This is a genomic window from Planobispora longispora, assembly GCF_016863135.1.
Taxonomy (GTDB): domain Bacteria; phylum Actinomycetota; class Actinomycetes; order Streptosporangiales; family Streptosporangiaceae; genus Planobispora; species Planobispora longispora.
In genome coordinates this window covers 293,818-309,463 of sequence record NZ_BOOH01000023.1, presented here as the reverse complement: position 1 = coordinate 309,463, position 15,646 = coordinate 293,818, and the positions used below count along the sequence as shown (strand labels likewise).

General features: G+C 72.4%; 14 protein-coding genes. 11 read left to right on the top strand and 3 right to left on the bottom strand.

The window, feature by feature from the left end:
- Positions 1-18: 18 nt before the first annotated feature.
- Positions 19-861 carry a siderophore-interacting protein gene (locus Plo01_RS17220; protein WP_203891591.1) on the bottom strand — a complete coding sequence of 281 codons (843 nt, stop codon included), beginning with the start codon at positions 859-861 and terminating at the stop codon, positions 19-21.
- A 275-nt stretch (positions 862-1,136) separates the two neighbouring features.
- Here Plo01_RS17220 and Plo01_RS17215 point away from each other — a divergent pair, with 275 nt between their 5' ends.
- Both Plo01_RS17215 and Plo01_RS17210 read left to right on the top strand, forming a co-directional pair.
- Positions 1,137-1,721: a TetR/AcrR family transcriptional regulator gene (locus Plo01_RS17215; RefSeq protein ID WP_203891590.1), complete on the top strand. Its 585-nt coding sequence runs from the start codon at positions 1,137-1,139 to the stop codon at positions 1,719-1,721.
- A gap of 46 nt (positions 1,722-1,767) precedes the next feature.
- Positions 1,768-2,151 (top strand): nuclear transport factor 2 family protein, encoded by a 384-nt coding sequence (locus tag Plo01_RS17210; RefSeq protein WP_203891589.1) that lies wholly within the window; start codon positions 1,768-1,770, stop codon positions 2,149-2,151.
- Positions 2,152-2,265: 114 nt separating this feature from the next.
- Here Plo01_RS17210 and Plo01_RS17205 read toward each other — a convergent pair whose 3' ends face one another.
- On the bottom strand, positions 2,266-3,417 hold the full coding sequence (locus Plo01_RS17205; protein ID WP_239316502.1) for an EAL domain-containing protein: 1,152 nt from the start codon (positions 3,415-3,417) through the stop codon (positions 2,266-2,268).
- A gap of 183 nt (positions 3,418-3,600) precedes the next feature.
- Between Plo01_RS17205 and Plo01_RS17200 the strand changes: the two genes are divergently transcribed.
- The 5 genes from Plo01_RS17200 to Plo01_RS17180 all read left to right on the top strand — a co-directional run bounded on the left by Plo01_RS17200 (position 3,601) and on the right by Plo01_RS17180 (position 9,272).
- A complete protein-coding gene (locus Plo01_RS17200; protein WP_203891588.1) occupies positions 3,601-4,257 on the top strand; it encodes an acVLRF1 family peptidyl-tRNA hydrolase in 657 nt (218 codons plus the stop codon).
- Positions 4,258-4,482: 225 nt separating this feature from the next.
- A complete protein-coding gene (locus Plo01_RS17195) occupies positions 4,483-6,081 on the top strand; it encodes an ABC-F family ATP-binding cassette domain-containing protein (RefSeq protein WP_203891587.1) in 1,599 nt (532 codons plus the stop codon).
- A 113-nt stretch (positions 6,082-6,194) separates the two neighbouring features.
- A complete protein-coding gene (locus tag Plo01_RS17190) occupies positions 6,195-6,410 on the top strand; it encodes a helix-turn-helix domain-containing protein (RefSeq protein WP_068924102.1) in 216 nt (71 codons plus the stop codon).
- Positions 6,411-6,536: 126 nt separating this feature from the next.
- Complete coding sequence (locus Plo01_RS17185) at positions 6,537-7,346, top strand: enoyl-CoA hydratase/isomerase family protein (RefSeq protein WP_203891586.1); 810 nt, start codon at positions 6,537-6,539, stop codon at positions 7,344-7,346.
- A 51-nt stretch (positions 7,347-7,397) separates the two neighbouring features.
- The gene (locus Plo01_RS17180; protein ID WP_203891585.1) at positions 7,398-9,272 is read left to right on the top strand and encodes an ABC transporter ATP-binding protein; all 1,875 of its coding nucleotides are present in this window, start codon (positions 7,398-7,400) and stop codon (positions 9,270-9,272) included.
- A 97-nt stretch (positions 9,273-9,369) separates the two neighbouring features.
- Here the strand turns inward: Plo01_RS17180 and Plo01_RS17175 are convergent, their stop codons facing one another.
- Positions 9,370-10,251, bottom strand: a complete 882-nt coding sequence (locus tag Plo01_RS17175) for a sulfotransferase family protein (RefSeq protein ID WP_203891584.1) — start codon at positions 10,249-10,251, stop codon at positions 9,370-9,372.
- 31 nt (positions 10,252-10,282) lie between these two features.
- Here Plo01_RS17175 and Plo01_RS17170 point away from each other — a divergent pair, with 31 nt between their 5' ends.
- The 4 genes from Plo01_RS17170 to Plo01_RS17155 all read left to right on the top strand — a co-directional run bounded on the left by Plo01_RS17170 (position 10,283) and on the right by Plo01_RS17155 (position 15,634).
- On the top strand, positions 10,283-11,308 hold the full coding sequence (locus Plo01_RS17170; RefSeq protein ID WP_239316500.1) for a S66 peptidase family protein: 1,026 nt from the start codon (positions 10,283-10,285) through the stop codon (positions 11,306-11,308).
- Between the two features lie 40 nt (positions 11,309-11,348).
- Positions 11,349-12,281, top strand: a complete 933-nt coding sequence (locus Plo01_RS17165) for a hypothetical protein (RefSeq protein ID WP_203891583.1) — start codon at positions 11,349-11,351, stop codon at positions 12,279-12,281.
- Between the two features lie 184 nt (positions 12,282-12,465).
- On the top strand, positions 12,466-14,952 hold the full coding sequence (locus Plo01_RS17160) for an Hsp70 family protein (protein ID WP_203891582.1): 2,487 nt from the start codon (positions 12,466-12,468) through the stop codon (positions 14,950-14,952).
- A 160-nt stretch (positions 14,953-15,112) separates the two neighbouring features.
- The gene (locus tag Plo01_RS17155) at positions 15,113-15,634 is read left to right on the top strand and encodes a hypothetical protein (protein ID WP_203891581.1); all 522 of its coding nucleotides are present in this window, start codon (positions 15,113-15,115) and stop codon (positions 15,632-15,634) included.
- The last annotated feature ends 12 nt before the right edge of the window (positions 15,635-15,646 follow it).

Below are 15,646 nucleotides of genomic sequence, written 5' to 3'. Positions count from 1 at the left end.
CCGTCGTGGCGCCCCCCATCAGGGGGAGAGGATGGCGGCCTCTTCGTCCTCGACCTGCTGGTTCCACTCGCGCTTGGTGGACTGCCAGCCGTCCTCGTCGCGCCCCAGACGCCAGTAGCCGGAGATGGACATCTGCGAGAGCGGGATGTCGCGCTCGGCGCGCAGGTGGCGGCGGAGGGCCTTGACGAAGTTCGCCTCGCCGTGGACGAAGACGTGCGGGGTCCCCCCGGGGAAGTCGAGCTCGCGGACGGCGGCGACCAGGGCCTCGCCGATCGGCGCGTCGCCGCGGTGCAGCCAGACGAGCTTCACGTCGCCGGAGGAGCCGAGAGGCTGCTCCTCCTCGGGGCCGGCGACCTCGACGAACACGTGGGCCGGGGCGCCGGAGGGCAGGCGCTCCAGGGACGCGGCGATGGCGGGCAGGGCGCTCTCGTCGCCGGCCAGCAGGTGCCAGTCGGCCTCGGGGGAGGGGGCGTAGGCGCCGCCGGGGCCGAAGAAGAAGATCTCCTCGCCCGGCTGGACCCGCGCGGCCCACGGGCCGGCGAGACCGCTGTCGCCGTGGTGGACGAAGTCGAGCGTCAGCTCGACCGCCTCGGGGTCCCAGGCGCGGACCGTGTAGGTGCGGGTGGTGGGCCACTGCTCGCGCGGCAGGTCGCGCTGGATCGCCTCCAGGTCGAACGGCCGCGGGTAGGTCACCCCCGCCGGGGGGAACAGCAGCTTCACGTAGTGGTCGGTGAACTCGCCCGCGGTGAAGTCGCGGAGTCCCTCGCCGCCGAGCACCACTCTGATCATGTGCGGGGTGAGCCGTTCCGTGCGGAGCACCTCGCCCCGGGTCACCTTCCGCGGGCGCCTGCCCTCTGCCATCGCCACTCCCATGAGATCAACTTAGGTATGCCTAATTAATTAGGCATACCTAAGTTGTAGCATACGGCCTGGGCCGGCGGGGCGCCGATCGGCGCGCCGGGGGTGCGACGTCGTGCCGTGCCGTCTCCTCGGGTCCTTTCCCTGGACGTCTCCGCAGGTCGTGCTCCGAAACGTCTCCGCGGATCGTCCGGACCGTCGTCGCGGGCGGTTTCCCGGGCGGTTTCCCGGACCGTTCCCCCGCGCCCGGCGCGGGATCAGGCGCTACCGTGCCTCGGGTGGGACGACCAGCGAAGTTCGGCAACGACCAGATCCTCGACGCCGCGGCGGAGCTCGCCGCGGAGGGCGGGCAGGCGGCGGTGACGGTCTCGGCGATCGCGGCCCGGCTGGGGGCGCCCAGCGGGTCGATCTACCACCGTTACGCCTCGCGCGACCTTCTGGTGGCGCACCTGTGGATCCGCGCGGTCCGCCGCTTCCAGGAGGGCTATCTGGAGGCCGTACGGCGGGCCGACCCGCGCGCCGCGGTGGAGGCGGCGGTCGCGCACGTGATCCGCTGGCCCGCCGGGCGCCCGGCCGAGGCGCGGTTGTTGCTGCTGCACCGGCGGGAGGACCTGCTCGACTCCTGGCCCGCCGAGCTGGCCGACGACCTGAGGGGGCTGAACGAGGAGGTCCGGGAGGCGCTGGCCGACCTGGTCCGGCGGTATTTCGGGGCGGACGTGCCGGACGGGCCGGAGCGGATGGTCTTCGCGCTGGTGGACATCCCGTACGCGGCGGTCAGGAGGCACCTGCTCGCGGGCCGCAGGCCGCCCGGGTCGGCCGAGCGGATGGCGATCCTTGCGGCCAGGGCCGTTCTGGAGGCATAGTTCTAGAGAGCATTCTCTAAAAATGGCCCGGAGAGCCGGAGGAGTCATGAACGCCGTCGAGCGGCTCTACAAGGGTTTCGCCGCCAGTGATCCGGAGGAGATCGCGGCCGCCCTCCATCCGGACTTCGTCGGGGTGGTGAGCGCGGGCATGCCGCTGGGCGTCGGCGGCACGCACCAGGGCGTCGAGGCGATTTTCCGGGACTGCTGGGGCGTGGTCTTCCGGAAGCTCGACACCTGCCCGCGGCCCGAGGAGGAGCTGTGGATCGGGCCGGACCGCGTCGTCGTCCTCGGTCACTATCGCGGGGCCGCCCGCGAGACCGGCCGTCCCCACGAGGCCGCCTTCGCGCACGATCTGCACCTGCGCGACGGCCTGGTGGTCAAGCTCGTCCAGATCACCGACACCGCGCGCTGGGCCGAGGCGCTCTCGTAAAAATCTACATTGTAAAGGCGTCGGCAGTCGGAAATCTCATCCCCGCCGAAGACGGGCTCGCCGTCGAGGCGGTGCGCCGCGGGATCTCCGGGCGCCGGATCCCCGCCGCCGTCCTCAGTGCTGCATCGCGGCCACCTGGCGGATCAGGTCGGAGACGCGGACGATGCCCATGCAGCGGCCGACCTCGTCGGTGACCACCAGGTCGTCGTAGACGCGCTCGGTGTCGCGCCCGGCGACCTGCATGGCGGCGATGGCGGGAGTGGTCTTCGGGACCGCGCGGACGGAGTCGGCCAGGCGGATCGCGGGCTTCTTGCCGTGCAGCGCGTGGCCGAAGCGGCTGGCGATGGAGAGCAGGAAGCGGCTGCGGTCCAGGCTGCCCTTCGGGCGCTGGTACTCGTCCACCAGGATCACGCTGGTGATGGACGGCTCGCTGCTGAATATCTCCACGATCTCCTCGGCGGTGGCCTCCTCGGGGAGCGTCACGGCGGGGAGCAGGAACTCCTGGACGCGGGGGCCCAGCAGGAGCTGGACGGGTTCCGGCTCGACGACCGGGAGCGGCACGTGGACCCGCCCCGACGGGCCGGGGACCAGCAGGGGCCCCTGCGCCAGCCGGACCCCCCAGCCGCGCACGGTCGCCAGCTGGACCTCCGTCGTCACCCCGGGGGCGAGCACGTGGGCGCCCACGTTCCTGGCGAGGGCCGCCAGGGACTCGCCCAGCGCGGCGCGGCGCTGGTCGCGGGGCACCCGCGCGATGAGCTCGGGGGAGAGCACCGTCAGGTACGGCGAGACGTCGGTGAGCAGGTCCAGCGGGACGTGCGCGGTGCCCACCTCTCCCACCGCGATCAGGTAGCCGACGGCGCGCAGTCCCTCCACGCCCATGATCAGGGCGCGACGGTCGACCTCGGAGAAGCCGCCCTTGAGCATGAGGATGACTTCGCGGGGACGTCTCCCGGACACGCGCAGGGCCTCGTGGAGCGGCGCCAGCGCGGCGGAGCCGCTGACGACCGCGGCCGTGGGCAGGGTGAGGACCAGGGGGAGGGGGAGCAGGGCCTCATTCCGGGAGATGTCGAGGACGAGTCTGGCGAGGGCGACGACGTCTCCGTGGCCTGAGCCGCCGTATCCCAGATCGCCGCCGATCGCCTGGAGCGCGATGACGCCCCCGGTGTCGAGGTCGACGATCGGCGTGATGCCCGCGACGGAGACCGGCGGGGCCGCTGCGGTGGCCGTCGCGGTCGTCGGCGGGAGGAGCTGCGTGTTAGTCGACACGGGGAAAGGATGAACCACTCTCTTCCATCACATAAGTGCCGTTCATCGATGTTCATCGACTCTTCTCTCCATGTTCGGTAGGGAAGGCGGGGTACGGCCCGTGCCCGCGTGCGGGCCGGGACTGTCGTGCGGGCCGGGACCGCCGTGCGGGCCGGGCGTCCGGGAGCGGGTAGGGTCCGGGACATGACGTCACGACCTGCCGCGGGGGGAGGACGCTGGGTCTCGGTGGGGCCGGAGCGGCTCGGCCGCTGGATCGACGGGTTCGCCGGGCGGCACGGCCCGATCGAGGTGACCGCCGCCGACGAGGTCGTGCGGATCGAGGGCGCGGACGGGGCGGTGGCCGAGTGCGCGGTGCCCTTCCCGCCGCTGACGGCGGAGGGCGGGGGGCCGCTGGCCCGCCTGACCACCCACGCGCGCAGGGAGCGCCGGGTCGGCGTGCTGCTGGTCCGGCTCGGCGGCTACGCGGCCGGGGTGTTCCAGGGGGAGAGGCTCGTCGCCTCCAAGGTCGGGTCGCGGCTCGTGCACGGCCGCAGCGCCGCGGGGGGCTGGTCGCAGCAGCGCTTCGCCCGGCGCAGGGAGAAGCAGGCGAGCCAGGCGCACGACGCGGCGGCCGAGGTGGCTCTGCGGGTCCTCGGGCCGCGCGTGGCCGAGCTGGAGGCGGTGGTCCTGGGCGGCGACCGGCGCGCGGTGGACGCGCTGCGGCCCGACCGCCGGCTCGCCCCGATCTTCGCGCTGGAGACCGGTCCCTTCCTGACCGTCCCCGACCCCCGGCTCGCGGTGCTCACCGGCACGCCCGCGCAGTTCCGCGCGGTGCGGATCAAGGTCGTCGACCCCGCCTGACCGGGAAGCCCCGGCTGGCCGGGGAAGTCCTCGCCGTCGCGGGAAGGGCAGGCGTGCGCGCGCCGTACACTGATCGTATGCGCACTCCCGACTGAAAGCCTGATGCGCCGTCCGCGGTGAGGCGGGAACGGCCGAGCCGAGAGCCGGGAGACACAGGGCGCGGCGGGTTCGGCCACAGCGACGTAGTGAGCCTGTGTATCCCCACCTCGGGAGTGTTCCCCAAACATGATCATTGCTTCTGACATCGAACTGCGCGCCGGGGCGCGCCTGCTCATCGAGGGCGCCTCGTTCCGGGTGAACCCCGGCGACAAGATCGGTCTCGTCGGGCGCAACGGCGCGGGCAAGACCACGCTGACCAAGGTGCTGGCGGGCGAGGGCCTCCCCGCCGCGGGCGCGGTCACCACCACGGGTTCGGTGGGCTACCTGCCGCAGGACCCGCGCACCGGTGACCTGCAGGTGATCGCCCGCGACCGCATCCTGTCCGCGCGCGGGCTGGACGAGGTGCTGCGCGAGCTGCGCCGGGCCGAGCTGGGCATGTCCTCGGCGGACGAGCGCACCAGGGACCGCGCGGTGCGCGCCTACGGCCGGCTGGAGGACCGCCTGCACGTGCTCGGCGGATACGCCGCCGAGTCGGAGGCCGCCTCGATCGCCTCCAGCCTCGGGCTGCCGGACCGGGTGCTGACGCAGCCGCTGGAGACCCTCTCCGGAGGCCAGCGCCGGCGCGTGGAGCTGGCCCGGATCCTCTTCAGCGGAGCCGAGACTCTCCTGCTCGACGAGCCCACAAACCACCTCGACGCGGACTCGATCATCTGGCTTCGTGATTTTTTGCGATCACATCAAGGTGGCTTGATCATCATCAGCCACGACGTCGGCCTCCTTGAAGCGACGGTAAACAGGGTTCTGCACCTGGACGCCAACCGCGCGGTGATCGATATCTACAACGTCGGATGGAAGGCGTATCTGGCGCAGCGGGAGACCGACGAGAAGCGTCGCAAGCGCGAGCGCGCCAACGCCGAGAAGCAGGCCTCGGCGCTGATGGCGCAGGCCGACAAGATGCGGGCCAAGGCCACCAAGGCCAAGGCGGCGCAGGACATGCAGCGCCGGGCCGAGCGCCTGCTGTCCGGCCTGGAGGTGGAGCGGCAGGGCGACCGGGTCGCCAAGCTCCGCTTCCCGCAGCCCGCCCCGTGCGGGCGCACCCCGCTCACGGCGACCGAGCTGTCGAAGTCGTACGGCTCGCTGGAGGTCTTCACCGACGTCAACGCCGCGGTGGACCGGGGGTCGCGGGTGGTCATCCTGGGCTTGAACGGCGCGGGCAAGACCACCCTGCTGCGCATCCTGGCCGGCATCGAGAAGCCCGACACGGGCGAGGTCAGGCCCGGCCACGGGTTCAAGGCGGGCTACTACGCCCAGGAGCACGAGACCATCGATCCCGGGCGCACCGTGCTGGAGAACATGCGCTCGGCCGGGAGCGAGCTCCCCGACGTCGAGCTGCGCAAGGTGCTGGGGTCGTTCCTGTTCACCGGGGACGACGTGGACAAGCCCGCGGGCGTGCTCTCCGGCGGGGAGAAGACGCGTCTGGCGCTGGCCACGCTGGTGCTCTCGTCGGCCAACGTGCTGCTCCTCGACGAGCCCACGAACAACCTCGATCCGGCCAGCCGGGAGCAGGTGCTTTCCGCCCTAAGGTCCTATTCCGGGGCGATTGTTCTTGTTACGCACGATGAGGGTGCTGTCGACGCTCTGCAGCCCGATAGGGTGATCTTGCTACCGGACGGAGTCGAAGACGCGTGGAGCGACGAATTTTCCGATCTTGTGGCACTTGCCTGATCTTAATTTGAGCGGGTACGGATCTTTTCCCTAGGAGTAGGTAGCCGATCCCGCAGAAATGACTGATCATGGCGGAGTAACGCTGCGGAAGTCTGGCACTACAGGAGGTACTCGTGGCCGAGACTCTGAAGAAGGGCACCCGGGTGACCGGGGCCGACCGTGAAAAACTGGCCGCCGATCTCAAGAAGCGCTACAGCTCGGGCGAGAGCATCCGCGCCCTGGCCGCTTCGACCGGCCGCTCGTACGGGTTCATCCACCGCATCCTGAGCGAGTCCGGCGTGACTCTGCGCGGGCGCGGCGGCGCCACCCGAGGCAAGTCCAAGCGCTGACCCCGCCTCGGAACGCGCGACCGCAGCCGCTCGTCCACGCCGGCCGTCCGCCCGAGCCTGTAGAACCTCATTCTGGAGAGTCGATAGGCTCGGGTGCGACGGACGGCGCACATGGGAGGACGGGCGATGTCGGAAGCAGCACCTGGGGGGAGTGCGGAGAAGGTCTTCTACGAGGAGGCCGGTCTGCGCTACGAGGTGGACGGTGAGATCGCGACGATCACGCTGGACCGGCCGGAGAAGCGGAACGCACAGACGTTCGCGACCTGGTCGGCGCTGGCTCAGATCGGTGAGAACCTGCCGCAGCAGGTGAGAATCGTCGTGGTCCGAGGTGAGGGGCCGTCCTTCTCGGCGGGCATCGACCTGCGGATGTTCACTCCTGAGGGAGTGCCCGGTCAGGGCTCCTTCGCGAGCACCGCGACCCTCGACGCCACGGCGTTCGAGGGACGGATCGCGCAGGCGCAGCAGGGGTTCCTGTGGTTGCGGCGGCCGGACATCGTCTCGATCGCGGCCGTTCAGGGACACGCCGTGGGCGCCGGCTTCCAGCTGGCGCTCGCCTGTGACCTGCGCGTCCTGGCGGACGACGCCAAGCTGTGCATGAAGGAGCCCGCGCTCGGGCTGGTCCCCGACCTGACCGGGACCAAGCCGCTGGTCGATCTCGTCGGCGTGTCCCGCGCCGTCGAGATCTGCCTGACCGCGCGGGTGGTGGGGGCCGAGGAGGCCGCCGGGCTCGGCCTGGCGGCGCTGGTGGTCGCCCCCGGGGAGCTGGAGCAGGCCGTACGGGATCTCTCGGCGGCGTTGCTGTCGACGAACCGGGACGCCGCGACGGCGACCAAGCGGCTGCTCCAGGGCGCCCCGGGGCGCACACTGGAAGAGCAGTGCGCGGCTGAGCGCCAGGAACAGATGGGCCGGATCCGGGCTCTGTTCGCCCGGAGCTGACGGGGGAATCGCGTAGCCTCTCCCGGTGCTCTCACCGGGGGAGGAGACCGAATGGCGATGATGGGAGGGGGCTTCGGCCCCCAGGCGATGCGCTCGCTGCGGCGTGACAGTTCCGTGACGAAGGAGCGGCTCGCGCCGGGAACGGTGAAGCGGATCGCGCGGTACGCGCGGCCGTTCTCCCGGCAGATCGCCGCCTTCCTCGCGCTGGTGGTGCTCGGCTCGGTCATCGTGATCGCCAACCCGCTGCTGATGAAGGCGATCATCGACGACGGCATCGCCGGCAAGGACGCCGCCCTGGTCGCCTGGCTCGCGCTGGCCATCGCCGCGCTCGCGGTCGTGGACGCCGGGCTCGGCCTGGCCCAGCGCTGGTTCTCCGCCCGCGTCGGCGAGGGCCTGATCTACAACCTGCGCACCGAGGTCTTCGACCACGTGCAGCGCATGCCGGTGGCGTTCTTCATGCGGACCCAGACCGGCGCCCTGGTCTCCCGGCTGAACACCGACGTGATCGGCGCCCAGCGGGCCTTGACCAGCACGCTGTCCTCGGTCGTCTCCAACGTGGTCATGCTGGTGCTCGTGCTCGGCGCGATGATCGCGCTGTCCTGGCAGATCACGGCGGTCGCCCTGGTGCTGCTGCCGATCTTCATCTTCCCGGCCAAGTGGGTCGGGCGGAAGATGTCCGGGCTCACCCGCGAGCAGATGGAGCTCGACGCGGAGATGAGCTCGATGATGACCGAGCGCTTCAACGTCGCCGGCGCCATGGTCACCAAGCTGTACGGCCGCCCCGACGAGGAGGCGGCCGTCTTCGGCGGCCGGGCCGGGCGGGTCCGCGACGTCGGCGTCACCGTCGGCATGTACGGGACGGTCTTCCGGGTCGCCCTGGGGCTGGTGGCCGCGCTCGCCACCGCCCTGGTCTACGGCGCGGGCGGCGTGCTGGCCGTGAACGGCGCGTTCGAGGTCGGCACCCTGGTCGCCCTCGCCGCGCTCCTGATGCGCCTGTACGGCCCGCTGACGAGCCTGTCCAACGTGCACGTGGACGTGATGACCGCGCTGGTCAGCTTCGACCGCGTCTTCGAGGTCCTGGACCTGAAGCCGATGGTCGCCGAGAAGCCCGGGGCGGAGCCCGTCCCCGGGGGGCCCGCCACGGTGGAGTTCGACGACGTGGTCTTCCGCTACCCGGCCGCCTCGGAGGTGTCGCTGGCCTCGCTGGAGTCGGTGGCCAGGCCCGACACCGGGCAGAGCCACGAGGTGCTGCGCGGGGTGGGCTTCACCGCCCGCCCCGGCGAACTGGTGGCGCTGGTCGGTCCCTCGGGCGCGGGCAAGACGACCATCACCTCGCTGGTGTCGAGGCTGTACGACGTCAACGACGGCGCGGTCCGGATCAACGGCCTGGACGTTCGCGACGCCACCCTCGCCTCGCTCCGCGAGACCGTGGGCGTCGTCATGCAGGACGCCCACCTGTTCCACGACACCATCGGGGCCAACCTGCGCTACGCCCGGCCGGACGCCGGCGAGGAGGAGATCTGGGAGGCCCTGCGCGCCGCGCAGATCGCCGAGCTGGTCGAGTCCCTGCCGGAAGGCCTGGAGACGGTGGTGGGCGACCGGGGCTACCGGCTGTCCGGCGGTGAGAAGCAGCGGCTGGCCCTGGCCAGGCTGCTGCTCAAGGCTCCCCGGGTGGTGGTGCTCGACGAGGCCACCGCCCACCTGGACTCGGAGTCGGAGGCCGCGGTGCAGCGCGCGCTGAAGACCGCGCTGGCCGGGCGGACGTCGCTGGTCATCGCGCACCGGCTGTCCACCATCCGCGAGGCCGACCAGATCCTGGTGGTCTCCGACGGCCGGATCGTCGAGCGCGGCCGCCACGAGGAGCTGCTGGCCAAGGGCGCGGTCTACGCCGAGCTCTACCGGACCCAGTTCAGCCGGGAGCACTGACGGACGGCCCGGGCCCGGCGGCGCCCCCGGCCGTCCGGGCGGGCGAGCTCCTCGCCCCGGGCCCGTCGGGGCCGGCGGGCGTCCCGTCTCCGGAGCCCTACTGGTAGCCCAGGCGGTTGAGCTCCTCGCGGGCGACCTTCTCCACCAGCTTGGCGTCCTCGGGGCGGAGCCGGTTCTGCCAGACGCCGACCTTCGGGGCGTTCCCGCCGTACAGGGCGACCTTGGACACGCGCGTCTCCAGGAAGTGGGAGAGCTGGTCCACCGCCTCGCCGGGGGAGGCGACCATGTCCTCGTAGCGCAGGGTCAGCAGCTGCTCGCGGGGGAACTCCTGGCGGAGGGAGGCCGACAGCCGGACCGCCCCGCGCCAGCGCAGCGCGCACTTGCCGGCCGTGGGCATCGCCTTCCAGCGGTCGGCGTGCCGGCCGGAGTTGACCCCGAGGAAGGGGTTGGGGAACTCCGTCTCGTCGGTGAGCATGGCCGGCTTGAACCAGGACAGCGCCGCCGGGTCGGTCAGCATGTCGGCGGCCACGTCGCGGCCGTCCCGGATCAGCTGGACGAAACGGGCGTCGGGGAAGGCCTGCAGCAGCACCGGGGCGCTGTAGAGCAGGTCCGGGCTGGCGTCGCCGAAGCGGGCCACGGTCCCGGCGACGGCGCACGGGCCGGCTCCCGTCACACCGCCCGCCTCGCGGCAGGCGGCCGGGCACTCCCGGCACACGCCCGGCAGGATCTGCCAGGCCTCGGCCATGGCGTCGCGGAGCACGCGGGTGGCGCCCAGGCCGCGCCGGGTGATGGAGGGGCGGCGGGCGAAGGCGTAGACGACATGGGCCACCGCGGCACGCCCCATGGTGACGTGGAAGCCGGGAGACCGTTTGAGGGCGCGGGCAAGCAGGTCCGCGCCGGAGTGCGGGGCGGCGAGCACGAAGACCGGCCTGCGGACCTTGATGCCGTTGACCACGAGGATGTGGGTCGGAGGTCGCATATCTGACCCCCAGTGTGGCACCGTTTCCCGGGTGAACGAACCGGCCACGCCCATTGAGCTCAGGACGGATGCGGAGGCCGCCCGGTCCGCCGCCCCGCGCTCCGCCGGCGCGACCGCCCCGCCCGTCCCGCCCGCCGCGTCTCCCGGGGCGGCGATCGTGCCGCCCGCCCTGAGCCCCGGGGACACCGTCGCGGTGGTCGCCCCCTGCGGGCCGCCCGATCCCGTGCGGCTGAAGCGCGGCGTCGGGGTGCTGCGGGACCTCGGCCTGAAGGTCGTCACGGGCGCGCACGTGCTGGAACGCGACCGCTACCTGGCCGGATCCGACGCCGGGCGGGCGGCCGACCTGCAGGACGCCTGGTGCGACCCCGCGGTGGCGGCCGTGCTGTGCGCGCGGGGCGGCTACGGCGCGACCCGGATCCTGGACCTGCTCGACTGGGACGCCATGCGGGCGGCCGGGCCGAAGATCCTGGCCGGGTCCAGCGACGTCACCGCCCTGCACCTGGCGTTCGCCGCCGAGCTCGGCGTCGTGTCCTGGTTCGGGCCCATGCCGGCCTGCGCCACGATCAGCGACCCGGACGGGCCCGAGCCCCTCACCTTCGCGCACTTCACCGCGTCCCTGTTCGGCGGGGCCCCGGCCGTCACCGGCGACCGGGTGATCGCCGGGGGCGCCGCGGAGGCTCCGGTCACCGGGGGGAACCTGTCGCTGCTGGCGGCGCTGTGCGGCACGCCGTACCAGATGGACGCCCGGGGGCGGATCGTGCTGCTGGAGGACGTCTGCGAGGCGCCCTACCGGATCGACCGCATGCTCACCCAGCTGTTCCAGGCGGGCGCGCTGGACGGGGCGGCGGGGTTCGCGCTGGGCTCGTGGGTGGACTGCGGCGACCCCTACCCGGTGCTGGAGGAGCGGCTCGCACCGCTCGGGGTGCCGGTGATCGGCGGATTGCCCGTGGGGCACGGAACGCCCCAGTTCACGCTGCCCATGGGGGCTCTTGGTGTTATTGATGCTGAATCGTGCTCTCTGACCTGTTCGATCCGCAATCGGGAGGGGGCACGCTAGAAGGTACGGGTGGAAGGAAACCGGCAGAGGGGATGCACGCGTGAGGCTGTTCCGGCGGCGTCGCGACCGGAGGGCCGAGACGCCCCCGCGTCGGATCGAGGACGTCGACCTCGACTCCCTGCTGGGACTGGTCGCCGAGTCCCTCGGCTACACCTGCTCCTTCGCCCCCGACGGCGGCACGCTCACCCTGTCCGGCCCGCGCGAGGTCACGGTACGGCTGTCGGGCCTGCGCGCCGAGGCGGGCCGCCGCTCCCGTGAGGACTGGCCGATGCTCGTCTCCGAGCACCTGGCGCACACCCTGGCCACGCTGGACGAACCGCTGGACGCCTGCGACCTGTCCCAGGTCCGCCCGCTGCTGCGGACCCGCATCCAGTCCGACGACGATCTGGCCTCGGCCCGGGTGGTCGGCCGCCACATCACCGCCGACCTGGTCGAGGTCCTGACGGTCGGGTACGGCGCCTCCGGGCGCCCGGTCCGCCCGGAGGAGGTCCGCTGCTGGCCGGTCACCGCCGCCCAGGCGCTGGAGCTGGCCCTGGACAACGCCCGCCTGGACGAGCGGCTCATGGTCATCGAGGAGGACCTCGGCGGCGTGCCGGTGCGGCGGCTGACCGGGCCCACCGCCTGCGCCACCGCCCACCTGCGCCGCCTGGACGACTACCTGCCCGTCCCCGCCGACGGCGTGCTGGTCGTGCTGCCCGACCCGGCGACCCTGATCGTGCACCCGATCGAGGGGATCGGCGTCGTCCGCGCGATCGAGCGGCTGCGGCTGCTGGCCCTGCGGGAGTTCGAGCGGGGCGACGACCCGCTCAGCCCGCACGTCTACTGGTGGCACGGCGGCCGGCTGACCCTGATCAGGGCCGACCTGGTCAGCCAGGAGGGACAGACCCGGCTGGTGGTGGCCCCGCCGCCGGAGTTCGCCCGGGTCCTGGCGGCCCTGGCCTCCCGCCCCGACGGGGGAACCGCAAGAAGCTGAAAAAAGCAGCCAAAAGCGGAAACATCCTGAGCTCTCGGTGGGTCGTAGGAAGATGGTTGCTGTTCCGGATCCACTCCGACGCTCCTTTCGCGCACCCTGGACCGTTCCCCGGGTCCCCGCCCCCCGCGAAGGGACCGGCCGGTGGATGCGGGATGATCGGTTTCGCATCGACGAGGAGTGAGAAATGGCGCAGTGGTGCCTCGGTGTCGACCTCGGGACGAGTTTCTCCGCCGGGGTGATAGCCGCCGAGGGGCGCTTCGACATCCTGGAGGTGGAGGGGGAGAGGCGCATCCCCTCCGCGGTCATGCTCGACGAGCGCGGAAACCTCGTGGCGGGGCGGATCGCTCAGCGGGGGATCGCGATCAATCCCGAGCGCGTCGAGCGCAACCCCAAACGGTATGTCGGCCGCGGCAAGATGCTGCTCGGCGGGGTCCCGGTGGACGTCGTGGACGCCATGGCGGCGCTGCTGGAGCTGTTCGTGAGCGAGGGGCGGCGGCGCTTCGACGGGGCGACGCCCGACTGCATCGCGCTGACCCACCCGGTCGCCTGGAGCGAGGAGCGCAAGGCGGTGCTGGTGGCCGCCGCCAGGAAGGTCGTGCGCGGCGTGCGGATCGTCCTCATCGACGAGCCCGTGGCCTCGGCCCGCTACTTCGCCTCCGCCGGGCGGGTGGCCGCCGGCTCGCACCTGGCCGTCTACGACCTCGGCGGCGGCACCTTCGACGCCGCCGTGCTCACCGTGGACGGCAGCGACTTCAAGGTCGTCGGCGAGCCGGGCGGCAGCGACGAGATCGGCGGCGAGGGCTTCGACGAGCGGGTGTTCGCCTTCCTCGGGGAGCAGATCGAGCGCTTCGACGCCGAGTGGTGGACGCAGGTGACGACCAACCCCGAGCGCCGCTACGCGAGCTACGCCGCCGACCTGTTCAAGATGGCCCGGGAGGCCAAGGAGGCCCTGTCGAAGTTCGACACCTCCTCCCACTACGTGGTCGGCATCAACGAGGACGTGCACATCACCAGGGTGGACCTGGAGAGGCTCATCGGGGATGAGATCGTCAAGACGGTCGACATCCTGGACGAGACCATCCGCGGCGCCGGGATCGGCGCCGACGAGCTCGGCGCGGTGTTCATGACCGGGGGCGCCAGCCGGATGCCGCTGGTCCAGCAGGTGGTGCGCGAGCGCCACGGCGATCTGGTGCGGACCTACGACGACCCGAAGATCGTCGTCGCGTACGGCGCCGCCCAGCTCGCCTGGAAGCTCAAGGTCGACCCCAGCCGCTCCACCGGGGGCCACTCCTTGCCCGGGCACACCGGAGGCCACCCCCTCCCGGCCGCCGGGCACACCGGGGGCCACCAGCTCCCCGCGGGCAGGCAGACCGGGGGCCACCCCCTCCCGTCGACCGGCCACGCCGTGGGCCCGGCCAGGGTCGCCGGAGCGGACGGCCCCGCGGTCCCGGGGATCGAGAAGATCATGGACGGGGTCCTGGAGGCCCGCGCCGAGGGCGGCCGGATCTTCGTCCACCAGGCGTTCCCCAGCGGCCACTTCCTGCGCAGGCTGGACGGCCTGGGCGGGCGCCACGACCGGGAGATCCCCTTCGGCAGGCTGGTGGAGTGGGCCGCCACGGGCGAGGGCGTCGCCGCGGTGGAGCAGGTGGGACCGGCGCAGGTGCTGGTCCGCACGCTCACCCCGGAGCTGACCGTGCGGACCACGCACCCGCTGCAGATGTGGGGCAACCCCACGGTCCTGGCCCACGGTCCCGTCGCGTGGGTCTTCTACCAGCCCCGGCAGGTCATCGCGGTGGACGGCACGATGGGCCTGCCCTGGGGGGAGACCGGCCATCTGGCGATGATGGAGCTCAACCTGGGCGGCGGGTTCTTCCCCGAGCCCGTCCCGCGCGACCTCGGCCCCTACGCCCAGTGGTTCGTCAACGAGGACAACCGGATGCGGCGCCTGGTCGACCAGGATGGACCCAGCGGCACCGAGCCCGCGCCCTCGGTGGGCGCGCCCGGCTGCACCGTGGTGCTCGGCCAGTTCGGCAGCAACAAGCCGCTGTTCGGCAACCGCCACGAGGGCTTCCGGCCGTGGCAGGTGCTCTGCCTGATCGATCCCGGCGGCGTCGTGCGCCCGACCGTGCGCGAGCCCGGGCGCAGCTGGCTGCACCAGGTGGTCCTGCACAAGGGGCGGTGGTTCACGGCCAGCTCGGCGGGGCTGGAGGCCGACACCGCCGACGGCCGGACCACGCTGGTCATGCCGCGCCCGCGGGCCGGCGCGCTGCGCTGGTTCCCGGCGGGCAACCACATCTACGCGATCAGCGCCGACCAGGTGAGCCCTGCCCGGGGCTGGTCGGTCGGGGTCTTCAACGAGCGGACCCACGCGGTGGACTTCCTGATGGGCAAGCAGTCGGCGACCCTGTCGGGCCACCTCACCTCCCGCCACCGCTGGGAGCGCCCGCGGATGGTCGCCGACGGCGACTCCATGTGGATGACCATGCGGGACGCGGGGCGGAGCCGTCTGCTGCACGTCACCCCCGGGGGCGCGCGGGAGGTGCACCGCACCTCGGGGACGTTCGAGCCGGTCGCCCGGATCCCCACGGGCCTGCTGTGCCTGCACCACCCCGACGACGCGGCCGGCAACGTCCGCGACCAGCCCGCCACCCTGGTGCACCTGCCGCTCTGACGGACCGCGCCGGGCGGTCAGCGGCGACACGCCGGGCCAGAACCCGCCTTCACCGGCATCCCCTGCTTAACCTGCGCAAACAGGAACACGTGAAAGTCCGCTCAGGTGCCGCTCCGGCGGACGGGACTGGAGCGTCCGATCGTAATCACGGGGGATCACGATGAAGCATGCGACTGCCCGGCGGCTGAGCCGTCCGGCGCTGGTGGCGGCGCTGGCCGGGGGGATGCTCCTGACCGGCGGCGTACCGGCGGCGGAGGCCGCGCCCGCGGACGGGAAGAGGAAACTGGGGGCGTTCGGACACCGCGGCGTGAAGCTGGGGATGAGCGTCGAGCAGGCCCGCGCGACCGGGAAGCTCGTGCGCACGGGCAACTGGGCGAACTGCTCGGAATGGGAGTTCAGGACGGGCCCGCGGCACCGCGGCGGACCGGACGTGCTCATCTCCAGGCGGCACGGCGTGGCCGTCATCATCGTCGGCGAGGGCGTCAAGACCTCACGGGGGATCGGGATCGGCTCCACCCGGCGTCAGCTGCGCAGGGCCTACCCCGATCTGGAGACGGCGGGGAGCGGGTTCCCGATCGCCGCCGTCCCGAGGAACCCGAACGCCCACTACTACTTCCTCCTGTCGGGCCGGAAGGTCTCCCAGATGGCCCTGGTCCTCAAGGGGCAGGACTGCATGAACTGAAAAGGGGCTCCG

Coding starts and splice junctions, on each gene's coding strand:
- Plo01_RS17220 (WP_203891591.1), bottom strand. CDS start 861: ATGGCAGAGGGCAGGCGCCCGCGGAAGGTGACCCGGGGCGAGGTGCTC.
- Plo01_RS17210 (WP_203891589.1), top strand. CDS start 1,768: ATGAACGCCGTCGAGCGGCTCTACAAGGGTTTCGCCGCCAGTGATCCG.
- Plo01_RS17200 (WP_203891588.1), top strand. CDS start 3,601: ATGACGTCACGACCTGCCGCGGGGGGAGGACGCTGGGTCTCGGTGGGG.
- Plo01_RS17195 (WP_203891587.1), top strand. CDS start 4,483: ATGATCATTGCTTCTGACATCGAACTGCGCGCCGGGGCGCGCCTGCTC.
- Plo01_RS17185 (WP_203891586.1), top strand. CDS start 6,537: ATGTCGGAAGCAGCACCTGGGGGGAGTGCGGAGAAGGTCTTCTACGAG.
- Plo01_RS17180 (WP_203891585.1), top strand. CDS start 7,398: ATGGCGATGATGGGAGGGGGCTTCGGCCCCCAGGCGATGCGCTCGCTG.
- Plo01_RS17175 (WP_203891584.1), bottom strand. CDS start 10,251: ATGCGACCTCCGACCCACATCCTCGTGGTCAACGGCATCAAGGTCCGC.
- Plo01_RS17160 (WP_203891582.1), top strand. CDS start 12,466: ATGGCGCAGTGGTGCCTCGGTGTCGACCTCGGGACGAGTTTCTCCGCC.
- Plo01_RS17155 (WP_203891581.1), top strand. CDS start 15,113: ATGAAGCATGCGACTGCCCGGCGGCTGAGCCGTCCGGCGCTGGTGGCG.